The sequence below is a fragment of the Streptomyces sp. NPDC046887 genome, assembly GCF_040644755.1.
Lineage (GTDB): Bacteria > Actinomycetota > Actinomycetes > Streptomycetales > Streptomycetaceae > Streptomyces > Streptomyces lichenis.
On the sequence record NZ_JBEYXH010000034.1, the window covers coordinates 26,864 to 50,127 of the forward strand.

Genomic DNA, 23,264 nt, shown 5'->3' on the forward strand with positions numbered 1-23,264 from the left:
CACCCCGCGCCGTCGTCCCGGTGGTCCGCGGGGCATGGCGGCTCGCGCCATCCCGGTGGATCGCGGTCGGGCACCGTTCCTCCCGCCGTCCGGTCCATCTCACCTGCCCTTCGCTGCCATTCCATCAAGCCGTCGGGGGCGGCGCGCGCCGAGCCGCCCCCGGCCCCGGCACCGGCCCCGACACGACCGTCCGGCACCGGCGGTGAGTCGGCCCCCAGGCCGCCCAGGCCGGACAGGCGGCCCGCTCAAAGCCAGCCGTTGCGCCGAAACGCCCGATGCACGAAAGCACAGACGGTGACGATCGCCACCAGGACCAGGGGGTAGCCGTACGTCCACCGGAGTTCGGGCATGTGCTCGAAGTTCATTCCGTACACGCCGCACACCATCGTAGGCACCGCGATGATCGCGGCCCACGCGGTGATCTTGCGCATGTCCTCGTTCTGGGCCACGGTGACCTGCGCGAGGTGCGCCTGCAGAATCGAGTCGAGCAGCGCGTCGTACGAGGCGAGCTGCTCGGTCGTACGCAGGAGATGGTCGGCCACGTCGCGGAAGTAGGCGCGGATGTCCTCCGGCACGAGCGTCGTCTGCCGCTCGACCAGCCGCTGTAAGGGGCGGTCGAGGGGTGCGGCCGCTCGCTTCAGTTCCATCAGCTTACGCTTGAGCTGGTAGATGCGGCCGGCCTCGTGGCGTCCGGAGGCCACGCTGAACACCGCGGTCTCGACATCGTCCACATCGCCTCGTACCGCGTCCGTGACCGAGAGGTACTCGTCCACCACCCAGTCCGCGATGGCGTGCAGGACCGCGGCAGGCCCCTTCGCCAAGTGCGCCGGGTCGCTCTCCAGTTCCTCCCGGAGCGGGCCCAGGGAGCCGTGCCCGCCGTGCCGGATGGTGATGACGAAGTCGGCGCCGACGAACACCATCAGCTCTCCGGTGGCCACGACCTCACTGCTCGCGGTGAACTCGGAGTGCTCGACATAACGGACCGTCTTGAAGACGGCGAACAGGGTGTCCCCGTACTCCTCCACCTTGGGCCGCTGGTGGGCGTGGACCGCGTCTTCCACGGCCAGCGGATGCAGACGGAACAACCCGGCCAGCTCGGCCAGCTCGCCGTCATGCGGCTCGTGCAGACCGATCCAGACGAAACCCGCGCCCTCCTTGCGCACCCTCGCCAGGGCCTTCGCGGCGCCGCGGGAGTCCTCCAGCCGCTTTCCGCCCTTCCCGTACGCCACGCAGTTGACGACCGCGCTGCCCAGCGGCGACCGGGCCGGATGGCTCAGATCGACGGGTCGCGGGCGGCCGCGTCGGACGGCGCCGCGAAGGCTGGACAGCATCGACACTCGGGGCCTCCTCGGCCGCAGGAGCGGTCAGTCTGCCATCGATGGATTGCCGCCAGATCACCGGTGGCCCACCGGTCTCCCCGAAGGCAGCAACCCCCGCCGCCCGGCCCCGCGCCTCCTGAGCGACCCCCCTCACCCCAGGAAGCTCACCCGCACCGTCCGCTCCGAGTTGTCCCGGTTCATGTCCGCCAACCTCCCCAAGGACACCCTCAGCGCAGCGGCCCCCACAACGACCGAACCCGAGCGCTGCAATACTGGCCGCTGTGGAGCCTGCCCCAGGCTAGATGCCCCCGGAGGACACGATGCAAGTGAACGAAATCGAGCCCACACTCAACTAGAGCCGCAGCTCAACAAGTGTCGGCCCCGCACCCGCGGGGGTGTTCCCACCGAGAACGAGGAGGCAGCCGTGATCAACGGGTCGGCCCCGCACCCGCGGGGGTGTTCCCTCCTGACCCCGGCACCCGCCCGGCAGCTCGCCGTCGGCCCCGCACCCGCGGGGGTGTTCCGAGCTCACCGAGGCCCGCTGACCCGCCCGCCAGGTCGGCCCCGCACCCGCGGGGGTCTTCCGTTGATCAGCTCGCCGTCCAGGTCGTTGACGGTGTCGGCCCCGCACCCACGGGGGTCTTCCCCGCCAGCTCGTGTCCGCGGAGTACGCGGTGCAGTCGGCCCCGCACCCGCGGGGCTTTTCCGGCGATGACCAGGGGTGCCAATGGCCCCGGCGACGTCGGCCCCGCGCCCGCGGGGGTGTTCCGTGGCCCACTTCCACACCGGTAAGAGTCTGGGTATCGGGCCCGCACCTGCGGGAATGTTTCACGCGCCGCCGCCACCGCCAGCACCGGGTCGGCCCCGCGCCTCCTGAGCGGCCCCCCTCAGCCCAGGAAGCTCAGCCGTACCTGCCGATCCACATTATCGACGTTGGTGTCGACCAGGCAGACCGACTGCCAGGTGCCCAGGGCCAGTTCGCCGCCTACGACGGGGAGGGTGGCGTGTGGGGGGATGAGGGCGGGGAGGACGTGGTCGCGGCCGTGGCCGGGGCTGCCGTGGCGGTGCTGCCAGCGGTCGTCGGCGGGGAGGAGGGTGTGCAGGGCGGCGAGGAGGTCGTCGTCGCTGCCGGCGCCGGTCTCCAGGACGGCGACGCCCGTGGTGGCGTGCGGGGCGAAGACGTTGAGGAGGCCGTCGCGGCCGGCGGCGGCCTCGCGGAGGAAGGCGGTGCAGTCGGCGGTGAGGTCGTGGACGGTCTCGGCGTTGCCGGTGGTGATGTGCAGTACGCGGGTGGTGAAGGCGTCGCTCATGGCTCCATGGTGGCACCGCGGGGAGGGGAGGGGCGGGAAGAGCGGCGGGGGCGGTGTGGTTGGGGTGGGCGTGGATGAGATGACGGCGATGGACGTGGTGGTCGTGGGGGCCGGGCAGGCCGGGTTGTCGGCGGCGTACCACCTGCGGCGGGCCGGCCTGCGGCCCGATACGGACTTCGTGGTGCTGGACCATGCGCCGCGGGCCGGTGGGGCGTGGCAGTTCCGGTGGCCGTCGCTGACCTACGACCGGGTGCACGGGATGCACGCGCTGCCGGGGATGGAGCTGGGCGAGGCGGACGGCGCGCGGCCCTCGTCGGAGGTGATCGGGGAGTACTTCACCCGGTACGAGGAGGCGTTCGGGCTGCGGGTGCACCGGCCGGTGCATGTGGACGCGGTGCGGGAGGGGGACGGGGGGCGGCTGCGGGTGGAGTCGTCGGAGGGGGTGTACGGGACGAGGGTGCTGGTCAGCGCCACGGGGACGTGGGACCGGCCGTTCTGGCCGCGGTATCCGGGGCAGGACCGCTTCGGCGGGTGGCAGCTGCACACGGCACGGTATCCGGGGCCGGAGGCGTTCGCCGGGCTGCGGGTCGTGGTGGTGGGCGGCGGGGCGTCGGGCACCCAGCATCTGATGGAGATCGCGGAGGTGGCGGCGGAGACCACCTGGGTGACCCGGCGGGAGCCGGTGTGGCGGGAGGGCGACTTCGGGGAGGCCGAGGGGCGGGCGGCGGTGGCGCTGGTGGAGGAGCGGGTACGCAAGGGGCTGCCGCCGATGAGCGTGGTCAGCGTGACCGGGCTGCCGCTGAACGAGCGGACCCGGCGGGCCCGGGCGGAGGGGGTGCTGGAGCGGCTGCCGATGTTCGACCGGGTCACGGAGACGGGGGTGGCCTGGGACGACGGGCGGGTGGTGGAGGCGGATGTGATCCTCTGGGCGACCGGGTTCCGGGCGGCGGTGGACCATCTGACGCCGCTCCGGCTGCGGGAGCCGGGCGGCGGTATCCGGATGGTGGGGACGCGGGCGGCTCGGGACGAGCGGGTGCATCTGCTGGGGTACGGGCCGTCGGCGTCCACGATCGGCGCCAACCGGGCGGGGCGCGCGGCGGTGCGGGATGTGATGCGGTTGCTGGGGCGGGTGCCGGTGGGGACGGCCACCTGAGCGGGGGGGGAGGCGGGGCGGACGCGTCAGCTGGTGGTGGTGCGGCGGCGGGTGTTGAACTCCTCGACGTTGGCCAGGTGCTCCTGGTAGTCGGCGGTGAAGCGGGTGTCGCCGGGCGCCACGGAGACGAAGTACAGCCAGTCGCCGGGGGTGGGCTGGGTGGCCGCCCGCATGGCCTCCTCGCCGGGGTTGGCGATGGGGGTGGGCGGCAGCCCGGGGCGGTTGTAGGTGTTGTACGGGTTCTCGATACGGGTGTCCTCGTGGGTGGTGTCCACGGTGTTGCGGTCCAGGGCGTAGTTGAGGGTGGAGTCCATCTGGAGGGCCATGCCCTGGGCCAGCCGGTTGCGGACGACCCGGGCCACCTTGCCCATGTCCGCGGCGGTGTCGGCCTCGGCCTGCACGATGCTGGCGATGGTCACCGCCTCGTAGAGGCCGCCGGTGGGACTGCTGGCGGAGGTGTTCGGGGAGCCGGCGGTGGTGCCGCCCGCGCCGAAGCGGCGGTCCGCGGTGGTCACCATGTAGCGCAGCAGGCTCTCCGGGGTGGTGGTGGAGGTGACCGGGTACGTCGCGGGGAACAAGAATCCCTCGGGGTTGCCCCGGGCAGCGGCCGGCAGCTTGAGGCCGGCCCGGGCCGCGGCGCCGCGGGTGGTGCCGGCGGGGACCGCGAGGGCCTTGTCCATGGCCGCGTAGACCTGCCCGGACCGCCAGCCCTCGGGGATGACCAGCATCCGGGGCTTCTCGGGGGACGGGGCCTGCCTCAGGAGTACCAGCGGTACCAGTACGGCGGTCGCTACGGCGACGGCGAGGCAGCCGACCAGCACCAGTACGCCTCGGCGGGTCATCCGCACCCTTCGCCGCTGACCGTTTTGAGGTGATGTGTTCCACATGGGGGCAAAGTAACCCGCAGGGGGGCGGGAGGAAGGGAGCCTGGGGCGCGGGACACGTCCGATAAGCACACGAACGTGTTGTCGGATGTTCGCCGGATGGTGTGATCCGCGGCGGTTCCGCTGTCCGGTCACCGAGAGGCGCGGGATGCTGACGGTGCGCAAGTGACGGGCTGCAGACCGGAGTTGCGCGAGTCCCACACATGCATCACGCCCAAGGAGAACGCAACACCATGAACCTCATCACCGACCTGCTCGCCGGCGCCTTCCACTTCCTCGGCTGGCTCGTCTGACGGTCGCCCATCCGATGACCGTCGATGTGGCGGTCCTCGGCTGACGACTGGTTCGTCCCGCGTCGCCGCCACCCCGTCCCAGGGTGGCGGCGACGCCTTTTTTGCCAGGGAGGATCAGGGGGAGGCGGCGGGGATGAGGGCGGTGTCGCCGCGGACCAGGGCGGCGTAGCGGCCGTCCTTGGCCAGCAGCTCGTCGTGGGTGCCGCGCTCGGCTATGTGCCCGGAGTCCAGGACCACGATCTCGTCGGCGTCCCGGACGGTGGAGAGCCGGTGGGCGATGGTGATGGTGGTGCGGCCCGCGGAGAGGGCGTCGATGGCCTCCTGCACCGCGTGCTCGGTGTGGGTGTCCAGGGCGCTGGTGGCCTCGTCGAGGATGAGCACCGGCGGGTCGCGCAGGATGGTGCGGGCGATGGCGAGGCGCTGCTTCTCGCCGCCAGAGAAGCGGTATCCGCGCTCGCCGACCAGGGTGTCGTAGCCGTCGGGGAGGGAGGCTATGTGCTCGTGGATCTGGGCGGCCCTGGCGGCGGCCTCGATCTCCTCGTCGGTGGCGTCCGGCCGGGCGAAGCGGAGGTTGTCGGCGACGGAGGCGTGGAAGAGGTAGATCTCCTGGGAGACCACGCCCACGGCCTGGGCCAGGGTGTCGAAGTCCAGGTCGCGGACGTCCACCCCGTCGAGGGTGACCCGGCCCCCGGTGACGTCGTACAGCCGCGGCACCAGATAGCTGAGCGTGGACTTGCCGGAGCCGGTGGGGCCGACGACGGCGAGGCTGCCGCCGGCCGGGACGGTCAGCTCGATGCCGTCGAGCGCGGGGGCGCCCTTGTCGTCGTAGCGGAAGCGCACGCCCTCGAAGCGGATCTCGCCGCGGACGGAGGGGAGGGGGACCGGCCGGGCGGGCTCGGTGATCTCGACCGGAAGGTCCAGGTACTCGAAGATGCGGCGGAAGAGGGCCAGGGAGGTCTGGAGGTCGACGCCGGTGGAGAGCAGGCTGACGGCGGGCCGGAACAGGCCCTGCTGGAGCGAGACGAAGGCGACCAGGGTGCCGATGGAAACCGCGGGTCCGCCGGACTGGAGGGCGAGGCCGGCGGCCCAGTAGAGCAGGGCGGGCAGGGCGGCCATCACCATGCCGATGGTGGACATCCGCCACCGTCCGGCCATGGAGGCGCGCACTTCGAGGCCGGCCAGCCGCTCGGACTCGGCGGCGAAGGAGCGGGTGAGCGAGTCGGCGCGGCCCATGGTGCGGCCGAGCAGGATGCCGCTCACCGACAGCGACTCGGTGACGGTCGCCGCCATGGCCGCCATCTGCTTCTGCCGCTGGGTGGTGATCTTCTCGCGCTCCCGGCCGACCCTCCGGCTGATCCAGACGAAGACGGGCATCAGCAGCAGCGAGACGACCGTCAGCCGCCAGTCGAGCGCCAGCATGGCGACGACGGTGGCGGTGACCGCGGTGAGGTTGGAGACCAGCGAGGTGGCCGTGGAGGTGACCGTCGCCTGCATGCCGCCGATGTCGTTGGCGATCCGCGACTGCACCTCACCGGTCCGGGTGCGGGTGAAGAAGGCCAGCGGCATGCGCTGGAGCTGCCCGTAGACGGCGGTGCGCAGATCGTGCATCACGCGCTGGCCGACCGTCGTGGAGATGAGCGTCTGCAGCACGTTGAAGACGCTGGTCACCACGGCGGTGAGGATCATGCCGAACGCGAGCAGCGTGAGGAGACCGGTGCGGCCCTGCGGGATGGCGGTGTCCAGGATCTCGCGGAGCAGGAACGGAGAGACGACGGAGACCAGCGAGGAGGCGCCGACCAGCAGCCCTACCACGGCGAGCCGGCCGCGGTAGGGGCGGAACAGGCGCAGGATGCGCCGGACCTCCACCGGCGGCTGGTCGGGGTCCGGCGGCGGTGGTGTCCATCGGGGCTTCTCGGGGCGGGGCATGGGCTCCTTCGGGGGAGGGCGGGAGAGGGTGATCGGGAGCAGGGCGGGGCGGTGATCTTTGCAGAGCTTAGCTCACTGTTACCCTACTTCACAATGAGCGTGGTCCTGATAGTATTCCGTCATGGACTCCCCCGCCTCCGGTTTCCCCTCCGCCGCCGGTCATGAGCCCCCCGCCTCCACCCCGCTGCCGGCGCCCGATCCGGACGGGGTGCTGGCCGAGCAGCTGCTGCGGCTGACCCGGCGTATCCACCGCAGCCAGAAGCGGCAGCTGGAGTCCGCCGAGGTGGCGATCACCCCGGCACAGTCCCGGCTGCTGCGCGCGGTGGCCCACCACGAGGGGGCGCCCAGGATGGCGGACCTGGCGGCGCGGCTGGAGGTGGTGCCCCGCGCGATCACCAGCCTGGTGGACGGGCTGGAGGCGAGTGGCCGGGTGCGCCGGGTGGCCGACCCGGCGAACCGGCGGGTGGTGCGGATCGAGCTCACCGAGGCCGGCCGGGAGACCCTGCGCACCCTGCGCGGCGCCCGCCGGGCGGCGGCGGAGGATGTGCTCGCCCCACTGACCAAGGAGCAGCGCGAGGTGCTGGGCGGTCTGCTGTCCACCCTGGTGGACGGAATCGACGGGGTGCCGGAGCGCGGCTGCTGAACCGGGGCCGACCCGGGCCCAGGCGCGGTAAATCGGTTGCCGTCGGATGTCGCCGGGCGGGAGCCTTGCAGGTCTGGACCTGTGCCCGCCGAGACCCTGGGACGTCATGCAGATTCACCACCTCCCCTACCAGGACCCCGGCGTTCCGGACGTCCGGTCGGGGACCCGGTTCCTGGTCTGGCTCGGACGCAACCAGCTCGGCGGGCAGCTGCGTTCCCTGTGCTGGGGGCTGCTGCACTTCGCCGGACTGGCCGCGCTGCCCCTGGGCGTCGGACTGGCCGTGCAGGCGGTCGTCGACCGCTCGGGCAGCGCGCTGGGCTGGTCGGCGGCGCTGATCGCGGCCCTGGGCGGGGCGATCGCGCTCGGCGACACCATGCTGCACCGGACCGCGGTCACCAACTGGATCACCGCGGCCGCCCGGGTGCAGCAGCTGCTGGCCCGCCGGACGGCCGCGCTCGGCTCGGTGCTGACCCAGCGGGTCGCGGCGGGCGAGGTGGTCGCGGTGTCCACCGGGGACGTGGAGAAGATCGGCTGGTTCGTGGAGGCGCTGTCGCGGTTCGTCGCCGCGGCGCTCTCGCTGGTGCTGGTCTGCGTCGGGCTGGTGGTCTACGCACCGGCGCTGGGCTGGGTCGTCGCCGCCGGGATGCCGGTGCTGGCCCTGGCGGTGCTGCCGCTGCTCCCCCGCGCCACCCGGCGGGCCGACGCCCAGCGGGAGAAGGCCGGGTACGCCACCGAGCTGGCCTCCGACACGGTCGCCGGACTGCGGGTGCTGCGCGGCATCGGCGGTGAGGAGCTGTTCCTCGGGCGCTATCGCGCGGCCTCCCAGGAGGTGCGGACGGCCGCGGTGCACAGCGCCCGGATGTGGGCGCTGATCGCCGCCATCCAGGTGGTGCTGCCGGGGCTGATGCTGATCGCGGTGGTGCTGTACGGGGCGAAGCTGGCCGCCGACGGGCGGATCTCGGTGGGGGAGCTGGTCGCCGTCTACAGCGCGGTCGCCCTCACCGCGTACCCTCTGCGGCATTTCGAGGAGATCTCGATGGCCTTCTCCTTCTCCCGTCCCTCGGCGCAGCGCGCGGCCCGGGTGCTGGCACTGTCCCGGACGGACCCGGCCGAGGCGGGGCAGCAGGCCCCCAAGGGCGAGCTGTACGACCCGGTGACCGGGCTGCGCGCACCCGAGGGGCTGCTGACCGCCGTGGTGTGCGGCGACCCGGACGCGGCGGGCCGCCTCGCCGAGCGGCTGGGCGGCCACCCGGCGGGCCCGGACAAGGAAGGCGACACCGCGGACAAGGGCGGTACCGCGCAGTCCGCCGCCGAGGAGCACGCCTCGGTGCAGCTCGGCGGAGTGCCGCTGGACGGGCTGCCGCTCGACCTGGCGCGGACCGCCGTACTGGTGCAGGACAAGGACCCGGTGCTGCTCTCCGGGACGCTGCGGGAGCTGCTGGACGTACCGTCCTCCGGAGCCGTCGAGGTGGACGAGGCGCTGGCGGCGGCGCGCTGCGGGGATGTGCTGGACGCGCTGGCGCAGGCGTCACCGGACGGTGGCGGCGACCCGATGGCGACCCGGATCACCGAGCGCGGCCGTTCGCTCTCCGGTGGCCAGCGCCAGCGGCTGGCCCTGGCCCGCTCGCTGGTGACCGACCCTCAGGTGCTGGTGCTGGACGAGCCGACCTCGGCGGTGGACTCGCACACCGAGGCGCGGGTCGCCGAGGGCGTCCGCCGGCTGCGCGCGGGCCGTACGACGGTGGTGCTGGCCTCCTCGCCGCTGCTGCTGGACGTGGCGGACCGGGTGGTGCTGGTGCACGAGGGCCGGGTGGCGGCGGTCGGCACCCATCGGGCGCTGCTGCGGGACGAGCCCCGCTACCGGGCGGTGGTGACCCGTGAGACGGATGACGAGAAGAAGACGGACGACGAGGACGACCGCGAGTCGGACGACGAGAAGGACAGCCGCGAGCTGGTGGAGAGGGAGGAGCCGGCATGAGCCGGGTGATCGGGGTGGTGCCGCCGGAGTACGACCCGGCGGCACCGGAGACGGCGACGACCCTGCCGGTGGCCGGGGCGGCGACCGTCAACGGCTATGTACGGGAGCTGCTGCGCCGCCATCGACGGGCGTTCGCGCTGCTGGTGACGGTCAACGCGGTCGCGGTGGTCGCGTCGATGGTGGGCCCGGCGCTGCTCGGCGCGCTGGTGGACCGGCTGGCCGAGGGGGCGCGGGAGCTGTATCTGCCCCAGACGCTGGCGGTGTTCGCCGGGGCGCTGGCCGTGCAGACGGTGTTCGTCCGGATGGTGCGGCTGCGCGGGGCGATGCTCGGCGAGGAGATGCTCGCCGATCTGCGCGAGGACTTCCTGGTGCGGTCGGTGAAGCTGCCGCCGGGGGTGCTGGAGCGGGCGGGTACGGGCGATCTGCTGTCGCGGATCACCACGGACGTGGACCGGCTGGCGGAGGCGATGCGGGAGGCCGTACCGCAGCTGGCGATCGGTGTGGTCTGGGCCGGGCTGCTGCTGGGCGGCCTGGCGGTCACCGCCCCGCCGCTGGCGCTCGCGGCGCTGGTGGCCGCGCCGCTGCTGATCGTCGGCTGCCGCTGGTACTTCCGGCGGGCCCCGGCCGCGTACCGCTCGGAGGCCGCCGGGTACGCGGCGGTCGCCTCGGTGCTGGCCGAGACGGTGGACGCGGGCCGCACCATCGAGGCGCACCGGCTGGGCGCGCGGCGGATCGCGCAGTCCGACCGGCGGATCAAGGAGTGGACGGCCTGGGAGCGGTACACCCTGTTCCTGCGCTCGATGCTCTTCCCGGTGGTCAGCCTCAGCCATATGACGGTGCTGGTCGCGGTGGTGCTGGTCGGCGGGGTGGGCGTGCTGCGCGGCTGGCTGGACGTGGGCCAGTTGACCACCGGCGCGCTGCTGGCGCAGATGCTGGTGGAGCCGGTGGGGCTGATCCTGCGCTGGTACGACGAGTTGCAGGTCGCCCAGGTGTCGCTGGCCCGGCTGGTGGGGGTCCGGGAGATCGAGCCGGACGCGGGCGACCCCGGGGTACGGCCGGAGGGCCGGGAGGTGCGGGCCCAGGAGGTGCGCTTCGGCTACCGCGAAGGGGTGGACGTGCTGCACCGGGTGTCGCTGGAGGTGCCGCCCGGCACCCGGGTGGCGCTGGTCGGCCCGTCCGGTGCGGGCAAGTCCACCCTGGGCCGGCTGCTGGCCGGGATCTACGGGCCGCGTACCGGGCGGGTGACGCTGGGGGCGGCCGAGCTGTCCCGGATGCCGGCCGAGCGGGTGCGGGAGCAGGTGGCCCTGGTCAACCAGGAGCACCATGTGTTCACCGGTTCGCTGCGGGACAACCTGCTGCTGGCGCGGGTGGACAGCGGTGACGAGGAGCTGTGGGCCGCGCTCGCCGCGGTGGGCGCCGACGGATGGGCGCGCGCCCTGGCCGAGCGGCTGGACACCGCGGTGGGCTCCGGCGGTCTGGCGCTGACCCCGGCGCAGGCCCAGCAGATCGCGCTGGCCCGGCTGGTGCTGGCCGACCCGCACACCCTGGTGCTGGACGAGGCGACCTCGCTGCTGGACCCGCGGGCGGCCCGCCGGCTGGAGCGCTCGCTGGCGCGGGTGCTGGACGGCCGTACGGTGGTGGCGATCGCCCACCGGCTGCACACCGCGCATGACGCGGATGTGATCGCGGTGGTGGAGGACGGCCGGATCACCGAGCTGGGCGGCCATGACGAACTGGTCGCGGCCGGTGGGGCGTACGCCTCGCTCTGGCGGTCCTGGCACGGGTGACGTGCCCTCCGGGAGGGGCGGGCGGGGGCGGGTGGTGGTCCGGGTGGGCCCGCGGGGGCGCGCGACCGGGCCGCCGCGCGGGGCCCCCGACGGTCCGGGCCGCCGGGGAGGCGGTACCCAGCCGGTTCCGGGCCAGGCCGCGTAGGCCGGCGGGGCGCCCGTAAAGCCCGGCGGAGACCGGGGTCGCCGGCCCCGCCCCCGTATCCGACCCCTGGTCAGATCAGGTTCAGCGCCGCCGCGGCGCCCACCCCGCCGGCGAGCATGAAGACGGGCATGAGGATCTTGAGCTCGACCCAGCTGCCGGCCCGGAAGCGCATCACGGAGGGCGGGCCGAGCGGGTACCAGCGCTTGCCCGCGATGGGCAGGGGCCAGAGGATCGGGCAGCCGGAGATGGTCAGGGCGTCGCCGATGTCATGGACCAGGGCGCCCAGCACGATGGGCAGCCCGATCCAGGCGTACGCCAACTCGGGATCGGTGACCAGCCAGTAGGCGCCGTTGCCGGGCTGGTCGAGCACCCCGGCGAGGATCCAGGCGCTGGTGGCGCCGAGCAGCCAGACCAGCACATCGCTGGAGACCCGGGCGGCCCGCCACAGCAGTCCCTCGACGGCCAGCACCATATGGACGAAGAGCAGGGCCAGCACCGCCCAGCGGCCGCCCTCCACGGCGAGCGTGGAGGCGCCGACTCCGATGAGCAGCGCCCATACCGCGGTGTGGGTGAGGGTGCGGTGGCCGCCGGTGCGGCGGGCGTCCTTCTTGGACTTGGTGATCTTGTAGACGGCGAACGAGATGGCGTCCACGATTCCGCAGAGGGCGCGGGAGAGCGGGCCGAAGGCGCGGGAGATGGTGGCCGACTTGTGGTCCAGGTCAGGGGCGAGCGCGGCACCCGCGCAGATCAGGGCGCCGGCCAGGAGCACCGGCCAGGGCATGGTGTGGCCAGTGGCGGCCGCGGCCGCGCCGACGCCCAGCCAGGCCGCCGCTCCGGACAGCGAGTGCGCCGGCCCCATCATCGGCCCGCTCCCCCGCCCTGCGTCAGACATGCGCCGCCATGAACCAGGCTCCCGCCCCGGGTCAGGCCCCCGCGTCGAACCCGATCCGCACCCGGAACCCGGCCCCCGCCCCGTTCCCGGTTCGCCATCCCGGCCCCCGGCATCCCCCGGCCGACCACCCCGGCGGCCGGTGTCGCCCGGCCCGTCCTGGCAGCGCTCAGCGCCCGTCGGTCCATGTCGCGGTCCCCCGCCCCCGTGTCGTGTGCGCGGCGCGGGACTTCCCCGGTGTGGTGGCGCCGCCACCCTCCGTGTTGCCCGCGAGCCGCTGTCCGTACGCCTGGACGGGCCGCACCGCTCCCGGTGCCGGGCCGCCCCGGGAAGCGTAACGCTTGGTGATCTTCGCGGGAACGGCCGGTTCTCCCTTCGGGGCTCCGGGCAGGCAAGATGGGGGCGTGACCCTTATCGATCAGCTGCCGCCGGACGCCGACCCCGATGCCCTCTTCGAGGCCTTCTCGTCATGGGCGGAGGGGCGCGGTATCACCCTCTATCCCGCGCAGGAGGAGGCGCTGATCGAGGTGGTGTCGGGGGCGAACGTGATCCTCTCCACGCCGACCGGCTCCGGCAAGAGCCTGGTGGCGGCGGGGGCGCACTTCACCGCGCTGGCGAAGGACCAGGTCACCTTCTACACGGCGCCGATCAAGGCGCTGGTGTCGGAGAAGTTCTTCGACCTGTGCAAGCTGTTCGGCACCGAGAACGTCGGCATGCTCACCGGGGACGCCTCGGTGAACGCGGACGCCCCGGTGATCTGCTGCACGGCGGAGGTGCTGGCGTCGATCGCCCTGCGGGACGGCGCGGACGCCGACATCGGCCAGGTCGTGATGGACGAGTTCCACTTCTACGCGGAGCCGGACCGCGGCTGGGCCTGGCAGATCCCGCTGCTGGAGCTGCCCCAGGCGCAGTTCGTGCTGATGTCGGCCACGCTCGGCGATGTCGCGATGTTCGAGAAGGACCTGACCCGGCGCACCGGGCGGCCGACCGCGGTGGTGCGCTCGGCGACCCGGCCGGTGCCGCTGTCGTACGAGTACCGGCTGACGCCGATCACCGAGACGCTGACCGAGCTGCTGGACACCAAGCAGGCGCCGGTCTACATCGTGCACTTCACCCAGGCGCAGGCGGTGGAGCGGGCGCAGTCGCTGATGAGCATCAACATGTGCTCCCGCGAGGAGAAGGACCGGATCGCCGAGCTGATCGGGAACTTCCGCTTCACCACCAAGTTCGGCCGGAACCTGTCGCGTTACGTCCGGCACGGGATCGGCGTGCACCACGCCGGGATGCTGCCGAAGTACCGGCGGCTGGTGGAGAAGCTGGCGCAGGCCGGGCTGCTGAAGGTGATCTGCGGGACGGACACCCTGGGCGTCGGGGTCAACGTCCCCATCCGCACGGTGCTGTTCACCGCGCTCACCAAGTACGACGGCAGCCGGGTGCGCACCCTGCGGGCGCGGGAGTTCCACCAGATCGCCGGGCGGGCCGGGCGGGCCGGCTTCGACACCGCCGGGTTCGTGGTGGCGCAGGCCCCCGAGCATGTCATCGAGAACGAGAAGGCGCTGGCCAAGGCGGGCGACGACCCCAAGAAGCGGCGCAAGGTGGTACGGAAGAAGGCGCCGGAGGGGTTCGTCGCCTGGTCGGAGAACACCTTCGAGAAGCTGATCGCCTCCGATCCGGAGCCGCTGACCTCCCGCTTCCGGGTCACCCACACCATGCTGCTGTCGGTGATCGCCCGCCCCGGCGACGCCTTCACCGCGATGCGCCGGCTGCTTGAGGACAACCACGAGCCGCGGAGGAACCAGCTGCGGCACATCCGGCGGGCCATCGCCATCTACCGCTCGCTGCTGGACGGCGGGGTGGTCGAGCGGCTCGACACCCCGGACGCCGAGGGCCGCCGCATCCGGCTGACCGTCGACCTCCAGCAGGACTTCGCGCTCAACCAGCCGCTGTCCACCTTCGCGCTGGCCGCCTACGAACTGCTGGACCCCGCCTCCCCCTCGTACGCCCTGGACATGGTCTCGGTGGTGGAGTCCACCCTGGACGACCCCCGGCAGATCCTGGCCGCCCAGCAGAACAAGGCGCGCGGCGAGGCGGTCGCGGCGATGAAGGCCGACGGGGTCGAGTACGAGGAGCGGATGGAGCGCCTGCAGGAGGTGTCGTATCCGAAGCCGCTGGAGGAGCTGCTCTGGCACGCGTACAACCTCTACCGCACGTCCCACCCCTGGGTCGGCGACCATCCGGTGTCACCGAAGTCGGTGATCCGGGACATGTACGAACGGGCGCTCTCCTTCACCGAGTTCACCTCGTTCTATGAGCTGGCCCGGACCGAGGGGATCGTGCTCCGCTATCTGGCGAACGCGTACAAGGCGCTGGACCACACCATCCCGGACGATCTGAAGACCGAGGACCTGGAGGATCTGATCGCCTGGCTGGGCGAGATGGTCCGGCAGGTGGACTCCTCGCTGCTCGACGAGTGGGAGCAGCTGGCCAACCCGGAGGTGGAGACCGCCGAGCAGGCCCAGGAGAAGGCCGACCAGGTGCGTCCGGTCACCGCCAACGCCCGCGCCTTCCGGGTGCTGGTGCGCAACGCGATGTTCCGCCGGGTGGAGCTGGCCGCGCTGGACCAGGTGGCCCAACTGGGCGAGCTGGACGCCGAGTCGGGCTGGGACGAGGAGAAGTGGGCGGAGGCGATGGACGCGTACTGGGAGGAGTACGAGGACCTGGGCACCGGCCCGGACGCGCGCGGCCCCAAGCTGCTGTCCATCGAGGAGGACGAGGCGCACGGGCTGTGGCGGGTGCGCCAGACCTTCGCCGATCCCAACGGCGACCACGACTGGGGCATCAGCGCGGAGGTGGACCTCGCCGCCTCCGACGAGGAGGGCCTCGCGGTGGTCCGGGTGACCGACGTCGGGCAGCTGTAGAGACGGATACGGAAGGAAAGGGACGGACGCGTGACCAATCCCGCCGAGAGACTGGTGGATCTGCTCGACCTGGAGCGGATCGAGGTGAACATCTTCCGGGGCACCAGCCCCGAGGAGTCGCTGCAGCGGGTCTTCGGCGGCCAGGTCGCCGGGCAGGCGCTGGTGGCGGCCGGGCGCACCACCGACGGGGACCGTCCGGTGCACTCGCTGCACGCCTACTTCCTGCGGCCGGGCATCCCGGGCGTGCCGATCGTCTACCAGGTCGAACGGGTGCGGGACGGGCGGTCGTTCACCACCCGCCGGGTCACCGCGGTCCAGCAGGGCAAGACGATCTTCAATCTGACGGCCTCCTTCCACCGGGCCGAGGACACCGGCTTCGACCACCAGCTGCCGCCCCGGCTGGAGTTCCCGCGCCCGGAGGAGCTGCCGACGGTGGCCGAGGAGGTGCGGGAGCACCTGGGGGCGCTGCCGGAGGCGATGGAGCGGATGGCCCGGCGGATGCCGTTCGACATCCGGTACGTCGACCGGCTGCGCTGGACGCCCGAGGAGGTCAAGGAGGCCGATCCGCGCAGCGCGGTGTGGATGCGGGCGGTGGGGCCGCTGGGCGACGACCCGCTGGTGCACACCTGCGCGCTCACCTACGCCTCGGACATGACCCTGCTGGACGCGGTCCGCATCCCGGTCGAACCGCTCTGGGGGCCGCGCGGCTTCGACATGGCCTCGCTGGACCACGCGATGTGGTTCCACCGGCCGTTCCGGGCGGACGAGTGGTTCCTGTACGACCAGGAGTCGCCGATCGCGACCGGCGGGCGCGGTCTGGCGCGCGGCCGGATCTACGACCGCGAGGGCCGGCTGTTGGTGTCGGTGGTGCAGGAGGGGCTGTTCCGCCGCCACTGACGCAGACGCGCTACAGCCCGGGCAGGGTGTCCTGCTCGGGATCGCGGCGGCGGGCCGGGATGTCCGGGCCGGACGGATGGAGCTTGGCGTCGCAGGCCGGGCCGAGGCCGGTGCGCCGGGAGTCGGCGCCGGTCAGCGGGCGGCCGCACAGCCCGCAGCGGACGGTGCGGCGTACGCCGTCCGGCTCGCCCTCGGGGGCCGCGTCCGGTTCCAGGCCCGGCAGGGCCTCGTCGTGTGGGGTCACCCGTGCTGTCTACCAGGCGTCCGTGTTTTGATCGAACCCGACCGGCCCCGATGCTTCGAGGAGTTGCCCCATGTCCCTGTACGACATCCCGCTGCGCACCCTGACCGGTGAGCCGACCAGCCTCGCCGCGTACCGGGGGCAGGCCGTGCTGGTGGTCAATGTGGCCTCCCAGTGCGGGCTGACCCCGCAGTACGAGGGCCTGGAGCGGCTTCAGCAGCGCTACGGCGACCGCGGGCTGACCGTGGTGGGTGTGCCGTGCAACCAGTTCGGCGGCCAGGAGCCGGGCACCGCCGAGGAGATCGGCACCTTCTGCTCGGCCACCTACGGGGTGACCTTCTCGATGCTGGAGAAGACCGACGTCAACGGGGCCGGGCGGCACCCGCTGTACACCGAGCTGACGCAGGTGGCGGACGCCGGGGGCGAGGCCGGGGACGTCCAGTGGAACTTCGAGAAGTTCCTGATCGGCCCGGACGGCGCCGTGGTCCGCTTCCGCCCGCGCACCGAGCCGGAGGCCCCGGAGCTGGTGGCGGCGGTGGAGGAGCGGCTGCCGGCGGTCTGAGCCGGGTGCGGGCACGGCCCCCTCGTGGCGAAGGGGCCGTGCGGGCCGGTTCAGCGGATGGGCATCCCGGAGAGGGTGCGGGCCAGGACCAGGCGCTGGATCTCGCTGGTGCCCTCGAAGATGGTGTAGATCGCGGCGTCCCGGTGCATCCGCTCCACCGGGTACTCGCGGGTGTAGCCGTTGCCGCCGAGGATCTGGATGGCCTGGCCGGTGACCTTCTTGGCGACCTCGCTGGCGTACAGCTTGGACATCGAGCCCTCGGCGGAGGTGAAGGGCTTGCCGGTGGTGGCCATCCAGGAGGCGCGCCAGACCAGCAGCCGGGCGGCGTCGATCTGGGTGCGCATATCGGCGAGCTGGAAGGCGACGCCCTGGTTGTCGATGATCGGCCGGCCGAACTGGGTGCGGGTCTTGGCGTAGTCGAGCGCGACCTCGTAGGCGGCGCGGGCGGTGCCGACCGCCATGGCGCCGACGGCCGGGCGGGAGGCCTCGAAGGTGGCCATGGCGGCGTTCTTCAGACGCTCGCCGCCCGCCTTGGCCTTCTCGCGGGCCCGGGCCAGGCGCTGGTCCAGCTTCTCCTTGCCGCCGAGCAGGCAGCTCCCGGGGACGCGGACGTCCTCCAGCACCACCTCCGCGGTGTGCGAGGCACGGATGCCGTGCTTCTGGAACTTCTGCCCCTGGGAGAGTCCGGCGGTGCCCGGGGGCACGATGAAGGAGGCGTGGCCCTTGGAGCCCAGCTCGGGGTCGACCACCGCGACGACCACATGGACGTTCGCGATGCCGCCGTTGGTGGCCCAGGTCTTGGTGCCGCCCAGCACCCACTCGTCCTTGGCCTGGTCGTAGACGGCGCGGGTGCGCATGGCGGACACGTCGGAGCCGGCGTCGGGCTCGGAGGAGCAGAAGGCGGCCACCTTGACGTCGCCCGGGTCGCCGTACATCTGCGGCACCCAGGTGCCGATCTGCTCCTCGGTGCCGTTGGCCAGCACGCCGACGGCGGCCAGTCCGGTTCCGACGATGGAGAGCGCGATGCCGGCGTCGCCCCAGAACAGCTCCTCCATGGTCATCGGGATGCCGAGGCCGGTGGGGTCGAAGAACTGCTGGGCGTAGAAGTCGAGCGAGTAGATGCCGACCTTGGCCGCTTCCTGGATGATGGGCCACGGCGTCTCCTCCCGCTCGTCCCACTCGGAGGCGGCCGGCCGGATCACGTCCCTGGCGAAGCCGTGCAGCCAGTCGCGGACCTGCTTCTGGTCGTCGTTGAGATCGAGCGTGAACTCGGCCATCGTTTCCCTCCCTGCGTGTTACCTGCGGTAACCGCAGTCTGTTACCGGCAAGTAGAATCTGTCAACCGGCGGCTGACCGGCACAGGTGTTACGTTGCGGGGTCCTGAGGACGACCCAAGCAGGACCAGTACGACCAGTGAGACCAGTACGACGAGTGCGACGCGTACGGCCGGCGCCGGCCGGCCCGCGCACGGGCGGGGAGAGACGCTATGGAGACCACACACCGGAGCGAGCCGGAGCGCTCGGCCGAGCGGCGGCGGCAGGAACTGCTGGAGGCCGCGGACCGGGTGGTCCTGCGCGACGGGCCGCAGGCGTCGATGAACGCGATCGCCGCCGAGGCCGGTATCACCAAGCCGATCCTGTACCGGCACTTCGGCGACAAGGGCGGGCTGTACCGGGCCCTCGCCCAGCGGCACACCGACGCCCTGCTCGCCGCGCTGCGCAGCGCCCTGGACGCGCCCGCCGGTCGGCGCGAGCGGGTGGAGGCCACCCTGGAGACCTATCTGGCCGCCATCGAGGCCCGGCCGCAGGTCTACCGCTTCCTGATGCACCCCTCCGAGGACTCCGGCCAGCACACCCCGGCCGGGGAGGGCCAGGGCGGCGCCGAGCACGGCTTCGACATCGGCCGGCACTCCGCCCCGGTGCTGCGCCGGATGGGCGAGGAGCTGGCCCGGGTGATCGCCGAACGGATAGACCTCGGCCCGGGCGGAGACGTGCTGGCCCGGGTGTGGGGGCATGGCATCGTCGGCATGATGCACGCGGCCGGCGACTGGTGGCTGGGTGAACGGCCCTGCACCCGGGCGGAGTTGGTACGGGGCCTGGCGGACCTGCTCTGGGGGCGGCTGGAGGCCGTACCGGACCGGGAGGGCCAGGGGTTCTGAGGGCGCGCCGTGCGGAGACACGACCGCCGCCCCACCCCCGTACGGCCGTACAGCGGTCCCTGGCGCGCCGGGCCCGGACGTACCGTGGGCTCACGGGGCGCGGACCGGCACCGAGGGAGACCCATGGCGGAGGCTGGGCGTCCGAGCGGCAGCGGGCTACGCGGGGCGCCACTCCCAGGGGGCGCGGCGGGCCCGGCGCAGCAGCCGGGTGCGGCGCAGCCCGGTGAGGTGGTCGGCGTAGACGGTGCCGTCCAGATGGTCGCACTCGTGCTGGAGGCAGCGGGCGAAGAACCCGGTGCCCGCCACCCGTACCGGGGCGCCGGTCACATCGGTGCCCTCGACCACCGCGTGGTCGTACCGCTCGGTGCCGGCCTCCAGACCGGCCAGCGACAGACAGCCCTCCGGGCCGCGCACGGTGACGCCGTCGGCCTCCACCAGGCGGGGGTTGACCACATGGCCGAGGTGGCGGACCTCCTCGTCGTCGGGGCAGTCGTAGACGAAGACCCGGGCGTCCACCCCGATCTGGTTGGCCGCCAGGCCCACCCCATGGGCCGCGTACATGGTGGCGAACAGGTCCTCGACCAGCTCGGCGAGGGCGCCGTCGAAGGCGGTGACGGGCTGGCAGGGGGTGTGCAGCACCGGGTCGCCGAACCGCCGCATGGCTCGTACGCGGCCGGAGCTGCCGGGGATCGGCCGGTTGCGCATGGCACCACCCTAATCGCGTCCGTGGAGCCCCTCCTCCGGGCCCACCCGGGGGTTTCGGCAGGTGGCGCGGTTCGGTGCCCGCCGGAGTCTCGATAGGCTGACCCAGGACCCACGCTAGGAGGAACGAGGACGATGGCAGGACACCCCGGCAATCCTGAGCCGCTGTCGCCGCGAGCCAAGCTGGCCGTGACGGCGGGCAAGGCCGCAGCGGCGGTGTCGCGCGCGGCGGGACGCGGCAGCGGATCGGTGATCGGCGGCCGGGTGGCGCTCAAGCTCGACCCCGACCTGCTGGGGCGGCTGGCACAGCACCTGGACGTCGTCCTGGTGTCCGCGACCAACGGCAAGACGACCACCACCCGGCTGATCGCGGAGGCCCTGGGCGCCGCGGGACCGGTGGTGTCCAACGCGCTCGGCGCCAATATGCCGGCGGGCATCACCTCGGCGCTGGCCGGCGGCTCGGACGCCCGGTTCGGTGTGATCGAGGTGGACGAGAAGTACCTGGCCGGGGTCGCCCGGGACGTCACCCCCAAGGCGATCGCGCTGCTCAACCTCTCCCGCGACCAGCTCGACCGGGCCGCCGAGACGCGGATGCTGGCCGAGAAGTGGCGTGAGGGGCTGTCCGGCAGCAAGGCCGTGGTGGTGGCCAACGCGGACGACCCGCTGGTGGTGTGGGCCGCGTCCTCCTCCCCCAACGTGGTCTGGGTGGCGGCCGGTCAGGAGTGGAAGGACGACGCCTGGTCCTGCCCCGCCTGCGGCGGTGTGATGCAGCGCCCCGGCGACGACTGGTTCTGCGGCGAGTGCGGCTTCCGCCGCCCCGCGCCCAGCTGGGTCCTCAGCGGCGACCACGTCCTCGACCCGCACGGCTCGGCCTGGCCGATCCACCTCCAGCTGCCGGGCCGGGCCAACAAGGCCAACGCCGCCAGCTCGGCGGCCGTCGCCGCCGTGTTCGGGGTGCCGCCGCAGGTGGCACTGGAGCGGATGTACCAGGTGCAGGCGGTGGCCGGACGGTATGACACGGTCACCTTCCTGGAGCGCGAGATCCGGCTGCTGCTGGCGAAGAACCCGGCCGGCTGGCTGGAGACCTTCTCGCTGATCGACCCGCCGCCCACGCCGGTGATCCTCTCGGTCAACGCCCGCGGCGCGGACGGCACCGACACCTCCTGGCTGTGGGACGTCGACTACACCCGGCTGGCCGGGCACCCGATCTCGGTCATCGGCGACCGGCGGCTGGACCTGGCCGTCCGGCTGGAGGTCGCGGGCCTGGACTTCCGGGTGTGCGAGACGCTGGACGAGGCGGTGCAGCTGGCCCCGCCCGGGCGGATCGAGCTGATCGCCAACTACACCGCGTTCCAGGACGTCCGCCGCCGCGTCGGCAACTGACCCCCCTCGCAAAGGACATGAGCATGAGCGACAGCAGTCTGCGGCTGGTGTGGGTCTACCCGGACCTGCTCAGCACCTACGGTGACCAGGGCAACGCCCTGGTGGTCGAGCGCCGCGCCCGGCAGCGCGGGCTGGATGTGCAGCGGGTGGACGTGCGCAGTGACCAGCCGATCCCGACCTCCGGCGACATCTACCTCATCGGCGGCGGTGAGGACCGCCCGCAGCGGCTGGCGGCCGAGCGGCTGCGCCGGGACGGCGGGCTGAACCGCGCGGCGGAGAACGGCGCGATCATCTTCTCGGTCTGCGCCGGCTACCAGATCCTCGGTCACGAGTTCATCAACGACCTCGGCGAGCGGGAGCCGGGCCTCGGGCTGATCGACGTGATCTCCACCCGAGGCGAGGGCGCCCGTTGCGTCGGCGACGTGCTCGCCGACATCGACCCGCGGCTCGGGCTGCCGCAGCTGACCGGGTTCGAGAACCACCAGGGCGTCACCCACCTCGGCCCGACCGCCCGCCCGTTCGCCCGGACCGTGTTCGGCAACGGCAACGGGACCGGCGACGGCACCGAGGGCGCGTACAACGAGACCGTCTTCGGCACGTATATGCACGGGCCGGTGATGGCGCGCAACCCGCAGATCGCCGACCTGCTGCTGAAGCTGGCGCTGGACGTCAACGCGCTGCCGCCGACCGACGACCGGTGGTACGAGGCGCTGCGCGACGAGCGGATCGCCGCCGCCTCCCAGCCGGCCTGACGCACGGACCACGAGGGACCGGCAGCCATGGACGGCTGCCGGTCCCTCGCCGTTGTCGTCGGTTCGCAGGAAGTCCGTCCGGTGGCTGGACTTCAGGATTCGGCGCGGCCACCGTACGCCGGTAGGGTGGCGGGGATTCCAGCCGGACGACGTGGTCCGGGAGTCGGCCCACGTTGCAAAGGTATTTCGGGCTATGCGCATAGGTGTGCTCACCTCCGGTGGCGACTGCCCCGGTCTGAACGCCGTCATCCGCTCCGTCGTGCACCGCGCGGTCGTCGACCACGGGGACGAGGTCATCGGCTTCCACGACGGCTGGAAGGGTCTGCTGGAGGGGGACCACCGCCCGCTGGACCTGGACGACGTGGCCGGCATCCTGGCCCGCGGCGGGACCATCCTGGGTTCCTCCCGGGTGCAGCCCAACCATCTGGTGGACGGGGTGGAGCGGGCCAAGGGCCATGTCGCCGACCTGGGCCTGGACGCGATCATCCCGATCGGCGGTGAGGGCACCCTGAAGGCGGCGAACATCTTCGCCGAGGCGGGGCTGCCGATCGTCGGCGTGCCGAAGACGATCGACAACGACATCGCCTCCACCGACGTCACCTTCGGCTTCGACACCGCGGTCGGGGTCGCCACCGAGGCGCTGGACCGGCTGAAGACCACCGCCGAGTCGCACCAGCGGGTGCTGATCGTGGAGGTCATGGGGCGGCACACCGGCTGGATCGCCCTGCACTCCGGGATGGCGGCCGGCGCGCACGCCATCGTGGTCCCCGAGCGTCCCTTCGACATCGAGGAGCTGGCGGCCAGGGTGGGCGCCCGCTTCGAGGCGGGCAAGCGGTTCGCCATCGTGGTGGCCGCCGAGGGCGCCAAGCCGCGCGAGGGCTCCATGGAGTTCGACGAGGGCGGCAAGGACATGTACGGCCATGAGCGGTTCGCCGGGATCGCCCGGCAGCTGTCCGGGGAGCTGGAGCGCCGGCTGGGCAAGGAGGCCCGCCCGGTGATCCTCGGCCACGTCCAGCGCGGCGGGACGCCGACCGCGTACGACCGGGTGCTGGCCACCCGGTTCGGCTGGCACGCGGTGGAGGCGGCGCACCGCGGCGAGTTCGGCATGCTGACCGCGCTGCGCGGCACCGACATCGTGATGGTGCCGCTGGCCGAGGCCGTGAGGACGCTGAAGACGGTGCCCACCGAGCGGTACGCCGAGGCCGAGACGGTGCTCTGAAATCCTCCCGGATCCCCAGGGACCCGCCCCCGGTCGCAGCCGCGTCCGGGGGCGGTTCTAGTCTGGTGCGGCAAGCAGACGTCCGGTGGCCAACGGTGGCCAACC

The 23,264-nt window shown here is 72.8% G+C and carries 19 protein-coding genes; 11 read left to right on the top strand and 8 right to left on the bottom strand.

Going from position 1 to position 23,264, the window contains the following annotated elements; translation table 11 throughout:
- Nucleotides 1-245: 245 nt before the first annotated feature.
- Entirely contained in the window at nt 246-1,331 is a 1,086-nt protein-coding gene (locus ABZ945_RS25625; protein ID WP_361273925.1) for a magnesium and cobalt transport protein CorA, read from the bottom strand.
- An 875-nt stretch (nt 1,332-2,206) separates the two neighbouring features.
- Entirely contained in the window at nt 2,207-2,629 is a 423-nt protein-coding gene (locus ABZ945_RS25630; RefSeq protein ID WP_361273826.1) for a YjbQ family protein, read from the bottom strand.
- A gap of 79 nt (nt 2,630-2,708) precedes the next feature.
- Here ABZ945_RS25630 and ABZ945_RS25635 point away from each other — a divergent pair, with 79 nt between their 5' ends.
- Nucleotides 2,709-3,782, top strand: a complete 1,074-nt coding sequence (locus ABZ945_RS25635; protein WP_361273928.1) for an NAD(P)-binding domain-containing protein — start codon at nt 2,709-2,711, stop codon at nt 3,780-3,782.
- A gap of 26 nt (nt 3,783-3,808) precedes the next feature.
- Here the strand turns inward: ABZ945_RS25635 and mltG are convergent, their stop codons facing one another.
- Together mltG and ABZ945_RS25645 are read right to left on the bottom strand one after the other, a co-directional pair.
- Nucleotides 3,809-4,669 (bottom strand): endolytic transglycosylase MltG, encoded by an 861-nt coding sequence (gene mltG, locus ABZ945_RS25640; protein ID WP_361273829.1) that lies wholly within the window; start codon nt 4,667-4,669, stop codon nt 3,809-3,811.
- 404 nt (nt 4,670-5,073) lie between these two features.
- Nucleotides 5,074-6,885 (bottom strand): ABC transporter ATP-binding protein, encoded by a 1,812-nt coding sequence (locus tag ABZ945_RS25645; RefSeq protein WP_361273832.1) that lies wholly within the window; start codon nt 6,883-6,885, stop codon nt 5,074-5,076.
- Nucleotides 6,886-7,069: 184 nt separating this feature from the next.
- On the opposite strand from ABZ945_RS25645, the gene ABZ945_RS25650 reads away from it, so the two are divergent.
- The 3 genes from ABZ945_RS25650 (at nt 7,070) to ABZ945_RS25660 (ending at nt 11,293) form a co-directional block, all read left to right on the top strand.
- A complete protein-coding gene (locus ABZ945_RS25650) occupies nt 7,070-7,528 on the top strand; it encodes a MarR family transcriptional regulator (protein ID WP_361273931.1) in 459 nt (152 codons plus the stop codon).
- A 106-nt stretch (nt 7,529-7,634) separates the two neighbouring features.
- Complete coding sequence (locus ABZ945_RS25655) at nt 7,635-9,506, top strand: ABC transporter ATP-binding protein (protein ID WP_361273835.1); 1,872 nt, start codon at nt 7,635-7,637, stop codon at nt 9,504-9,506.
- Nucleotides 9,507-9,511: 5 nt separating this feature from the next.
- A complete protein-coding gene (locus ABZ945_RS25660) occupies nt 9,512-11,293 on the top strand; it encodes an ABC transporter ATP-binding protein (protein WP_361273934.1) in 1,782 nt (593 codons plus the stop codon).
- Between the two features lie 215 nt (nt 11,294-11,508).
- On the opposite strand, the gene ABZ945_RS25665 is transcribed toward ABZ945_RS25660, so the two are convergent.
- Nucleotides 11,509-12,300 carry a metal-dependent hydrolase gene (locus ABZ945_RS25665; protein WP_361273837.1) on the bottom strand — a complete coding sequence of 264 codons (792 nt, stop codon included), beginning with the start codon at nt 12,298-12,300 and terminating at the stop codon, nt 11,509-11,511.
- Nucleotides 12,301-12,671: 371 nt separating this feature from the next.
- On the opposite strand from ABZ945_RS25665, the gene ABZ945_RS25670 reads away from it, so the two are divergent.
- Nucleotides 12,672-15,245 (top strand): DUF3516 domain-containing protein, encoded by a 2,574-nt coding sequence (locus ABZ945_RS25670; RefSeq protein WP_361273840.1) that lies wholly within the window; start codon nt 12,672-12,674, stop codon nt 15,243-15,245.
- Nucleotides 15,246-15,275: 30 nt separating this feature from the next.
- Nucleotides 15,276-16,142 carry an acyl-CoA thioesterase II gene (locus ABZ945_RS25675; RefSeq protein WP_361273843.1) on the top strand — a complete coding sequence of 289 codons (867 nt, stop codon included), beginning with the start codon at nt 15,276-15,278 and terminating at the stop codon, nt 16,140-16,142.
- 10 nt (nt 16,143-16,152) lie between these two features.
- Here ABZ945_RS25675 and ABZ945_RS25680 read toward each other — a convergent pair whose 3' ends face one another.
- On the bottom strand, nt 16,153-16,365 hold the full coding sequence (locus tag ABZ945_RS25680; RefSeq protein WP_361273936.1) for a DUF6011 domain-containing protein: 213 nt from the start codon (nt 16,363-16,365) through the stop codon (nt 16,153-16,155).
- A gap of 91 nt (nt 16,366-16,456) precedes the next feature.
- Between ABZ945_RS25680 and ABZ945_RS25685 the strand changes: the two genes are divergently transcribed.
- The gene (locus ABZ945_RS25685) at nt 16,457-16,945 is read left to right on the top strand and encodes a glutathione peroxidase (protein ID WP_361273845.1); all 489 of its coding nucleotides are present in this window, start codon (nt 16,457-16,459) and stop codon (nt 16,943-16,945) included.
- Nucleotides 16,946-16,995: 50 nt separating this feature from the next.
- On the opposite strand, the gene ABZ945_RS25690 is transcribed toward ABZ945_RS25685, so the two are convergent.
- Nucleotides 16,996-18,222 (bottom strand): acyl-CoA dehydrogenase family protein, encoded by a 1,227-nt coding sequence (locus ABZ945_RS25690; RefSeq protein WP_361273848.1) that lies wholly within the window; start codon nt 18,220-18,222, stop codon nt 16,996-16,998.
- A gap of 209 nt (nt 18,223-18,431) precedes the next feature.
- On the opposite strand from ABZ945_RS25690, the gene ABZ945_RS25695 reads away from it, so the two are divergent.
- Nucleotides 18,432-19,103: a TetR family transcriptional regulator gene (locus tag ABZ945_RS25695; RefSeq protein ID WP_361273850.1), complete on the top strand. Its 672-nt coding sequence runs from the start codon at nt 18,432-18,434 to the stop codon at nt 19,101-19,103.
- A 156-nt stretch (nt 19,104-19,259) separates the two neighbouring features.
- Here the strand turns inward: ABZ945_RS25695 and def are convergent, their stop codons facing one another.
- A complete protein-coding gene (def, locus tag ABZ945_RS25700; RefSeq protein ID WP_361273852.1) occupies nt 19,260-19,808 on the bottom strand; it encodes a peptide deformylase in 549 nt (182 codons plus the stop codon).
- 132 nt (nt 19,809-19,940) lie between these two features.
- On the opposite strand from def, the gene ABZ945_RS25705 reads away from it, so the two are divergent.
- From ABZ945_RS25705 to ABZ945_RS25715, 3 genes are all read left to right on the top strand, one after another.
- Complete coding sequence (locus ABZ945_RS25705) at nt 19,941-21,188, top strand: MurT ligase domain-containing protein (protein WP_248634236.1); 1,248 nt, start codon at nt 19,941-19,943, stop codon at nt 21,186-21,188.
- 23 nt (nt 21,189-21,211) lie between these two features.
- A complete protein-coding gene (locus ABZ945_RS25710) occupies nt 21,212-21,940 on the top strand; it encodes a glutamine amidotransferase (protein ID WP_248634235.1) in 729 nt (242 codons plus the stop codon).
- A 193-nt stretch (nt 21,941-22,133) separates the two neighbouring features.
- On the top strand, nt 22,134-23,159 hold the full coding sequence (locus tag ABZ945_RS25715) for a 6-phosphofructokinase (protein WP_361273856.1): 1,026 nt from the start codon (nt 22,134-22,136) through the stop codon (nt 23,157-23,159).
- Nucleotides 23,160-23,264 lie beyond the last annotated feature (105 nt).

What these genes read in the sequence shown, in the direction of transcription:
- ABZ945_RS25705 (WP_248634236.1), top strand. Translation starts at nt 19,941, where the DNA reads ATGGCAGGACACCCCGGCAATCCTGAGCCGCTGTCGCCGCGAGCCAAG.
- ABZ945_RS25710 (WP_248634235.1), top strand. Translation starts at nt 21,212, where the DNA reads ATGAGCGACAGCAGTCTGCGGCTGGTGTGGGTCTACCCGGACCTGCTC.
- mltG (WP_361273829.1), bottom strand. Translation starts at nt 4,669, where the DNA reads ATGTGGAACACATCACCTCAAAACGGTCAGCGGCGAAGGGTGCGGATG.
- ABZ945_RS25685 (WP_361273845.1), top strand. Translation starts at nt 16,457, where the DNA reads ATGTCCCTGTACGACATCCCGCTGCGCACCCTGACCGGTGAGCCGACC.
- ABZ945_RS25695 (WP_361273850.1), top strand. Translation starts at nt 18,432, where the DNA reads ATGGAGACCACACACCGGAGCGAGCCGGAGCGCTCGGCCGAGCGGCGG.
- ABZ945_RS25630 (WP_361273826.1), bottom strand. Translation starts at nt 2,629, where the DNA reads ATGAGCGACGCCTTCACCACCCGCGTACTGCACATCACCACCGGCAAC.
- ABZ945_RS25635 (WP_361273928.1), top strand. Translation starts at nt 2,709, where the DNA reads ATGACGGCGATGGACGTGGTGGTCGTGGGGGCCGGGCAGGCCGGGTTG.
- ABZ945_RS25645 (WP_361273832.1), bottom strand. Translation starts at nt 6,885, where the DNA reads ATGCCCCGCCCCGAGAAGCCCCGATGGACACCACCGCCGCCGGACCCC.
- ABZ945_RS25655 (WP_361273835.1), top strand. Translation starts at nt 7,635, where the DNA reads ATGCAGATTCACCACCTCCCCTACCAGGACCCCGGCGTTCCGGACGTC.
- ABZ945_RS25665 (WP_361273837.1), bottom strand. Translation starts at nt 12,300, where the DNA reads ATGATGGGGCCGGCGCACTCGCTGTCCGGAGCGGCGGCCTGGCTGGGC.
- ABZ945_RS25690 (WP_361273848.1), bottom strand. Translation starts at nt 18,222, where the DNA reads ATGGCCGAGTTCACGCTCGATCTCAACGACGACCAGAAGCAGGTCCGC.
- ABZ945_RS25715 (WP_361273856.1), top strand. Translation starts at nt 22,134, where the DNA reads ATGCGCATAGGTGTGCTCACCTCCGGTGGCGACTGCCCCGGTCTGAAC.
- ABZ945_RS25625 (WP_361273925.1), bottom strand. Translation starts at nt 1,331, where the DNA reads ATGCTGTCCAGCCTTCGCGGCGCCGTCCGACGCGGCCGCCCGCGACCC.
- def (WP_361273852.1), bottom strand. Translation starts at nt 19,808, where the DNA reads ATGCGCAACCGGCCGATCCCCGGCAGCTCCGGCCGCGTACGAGCCATG.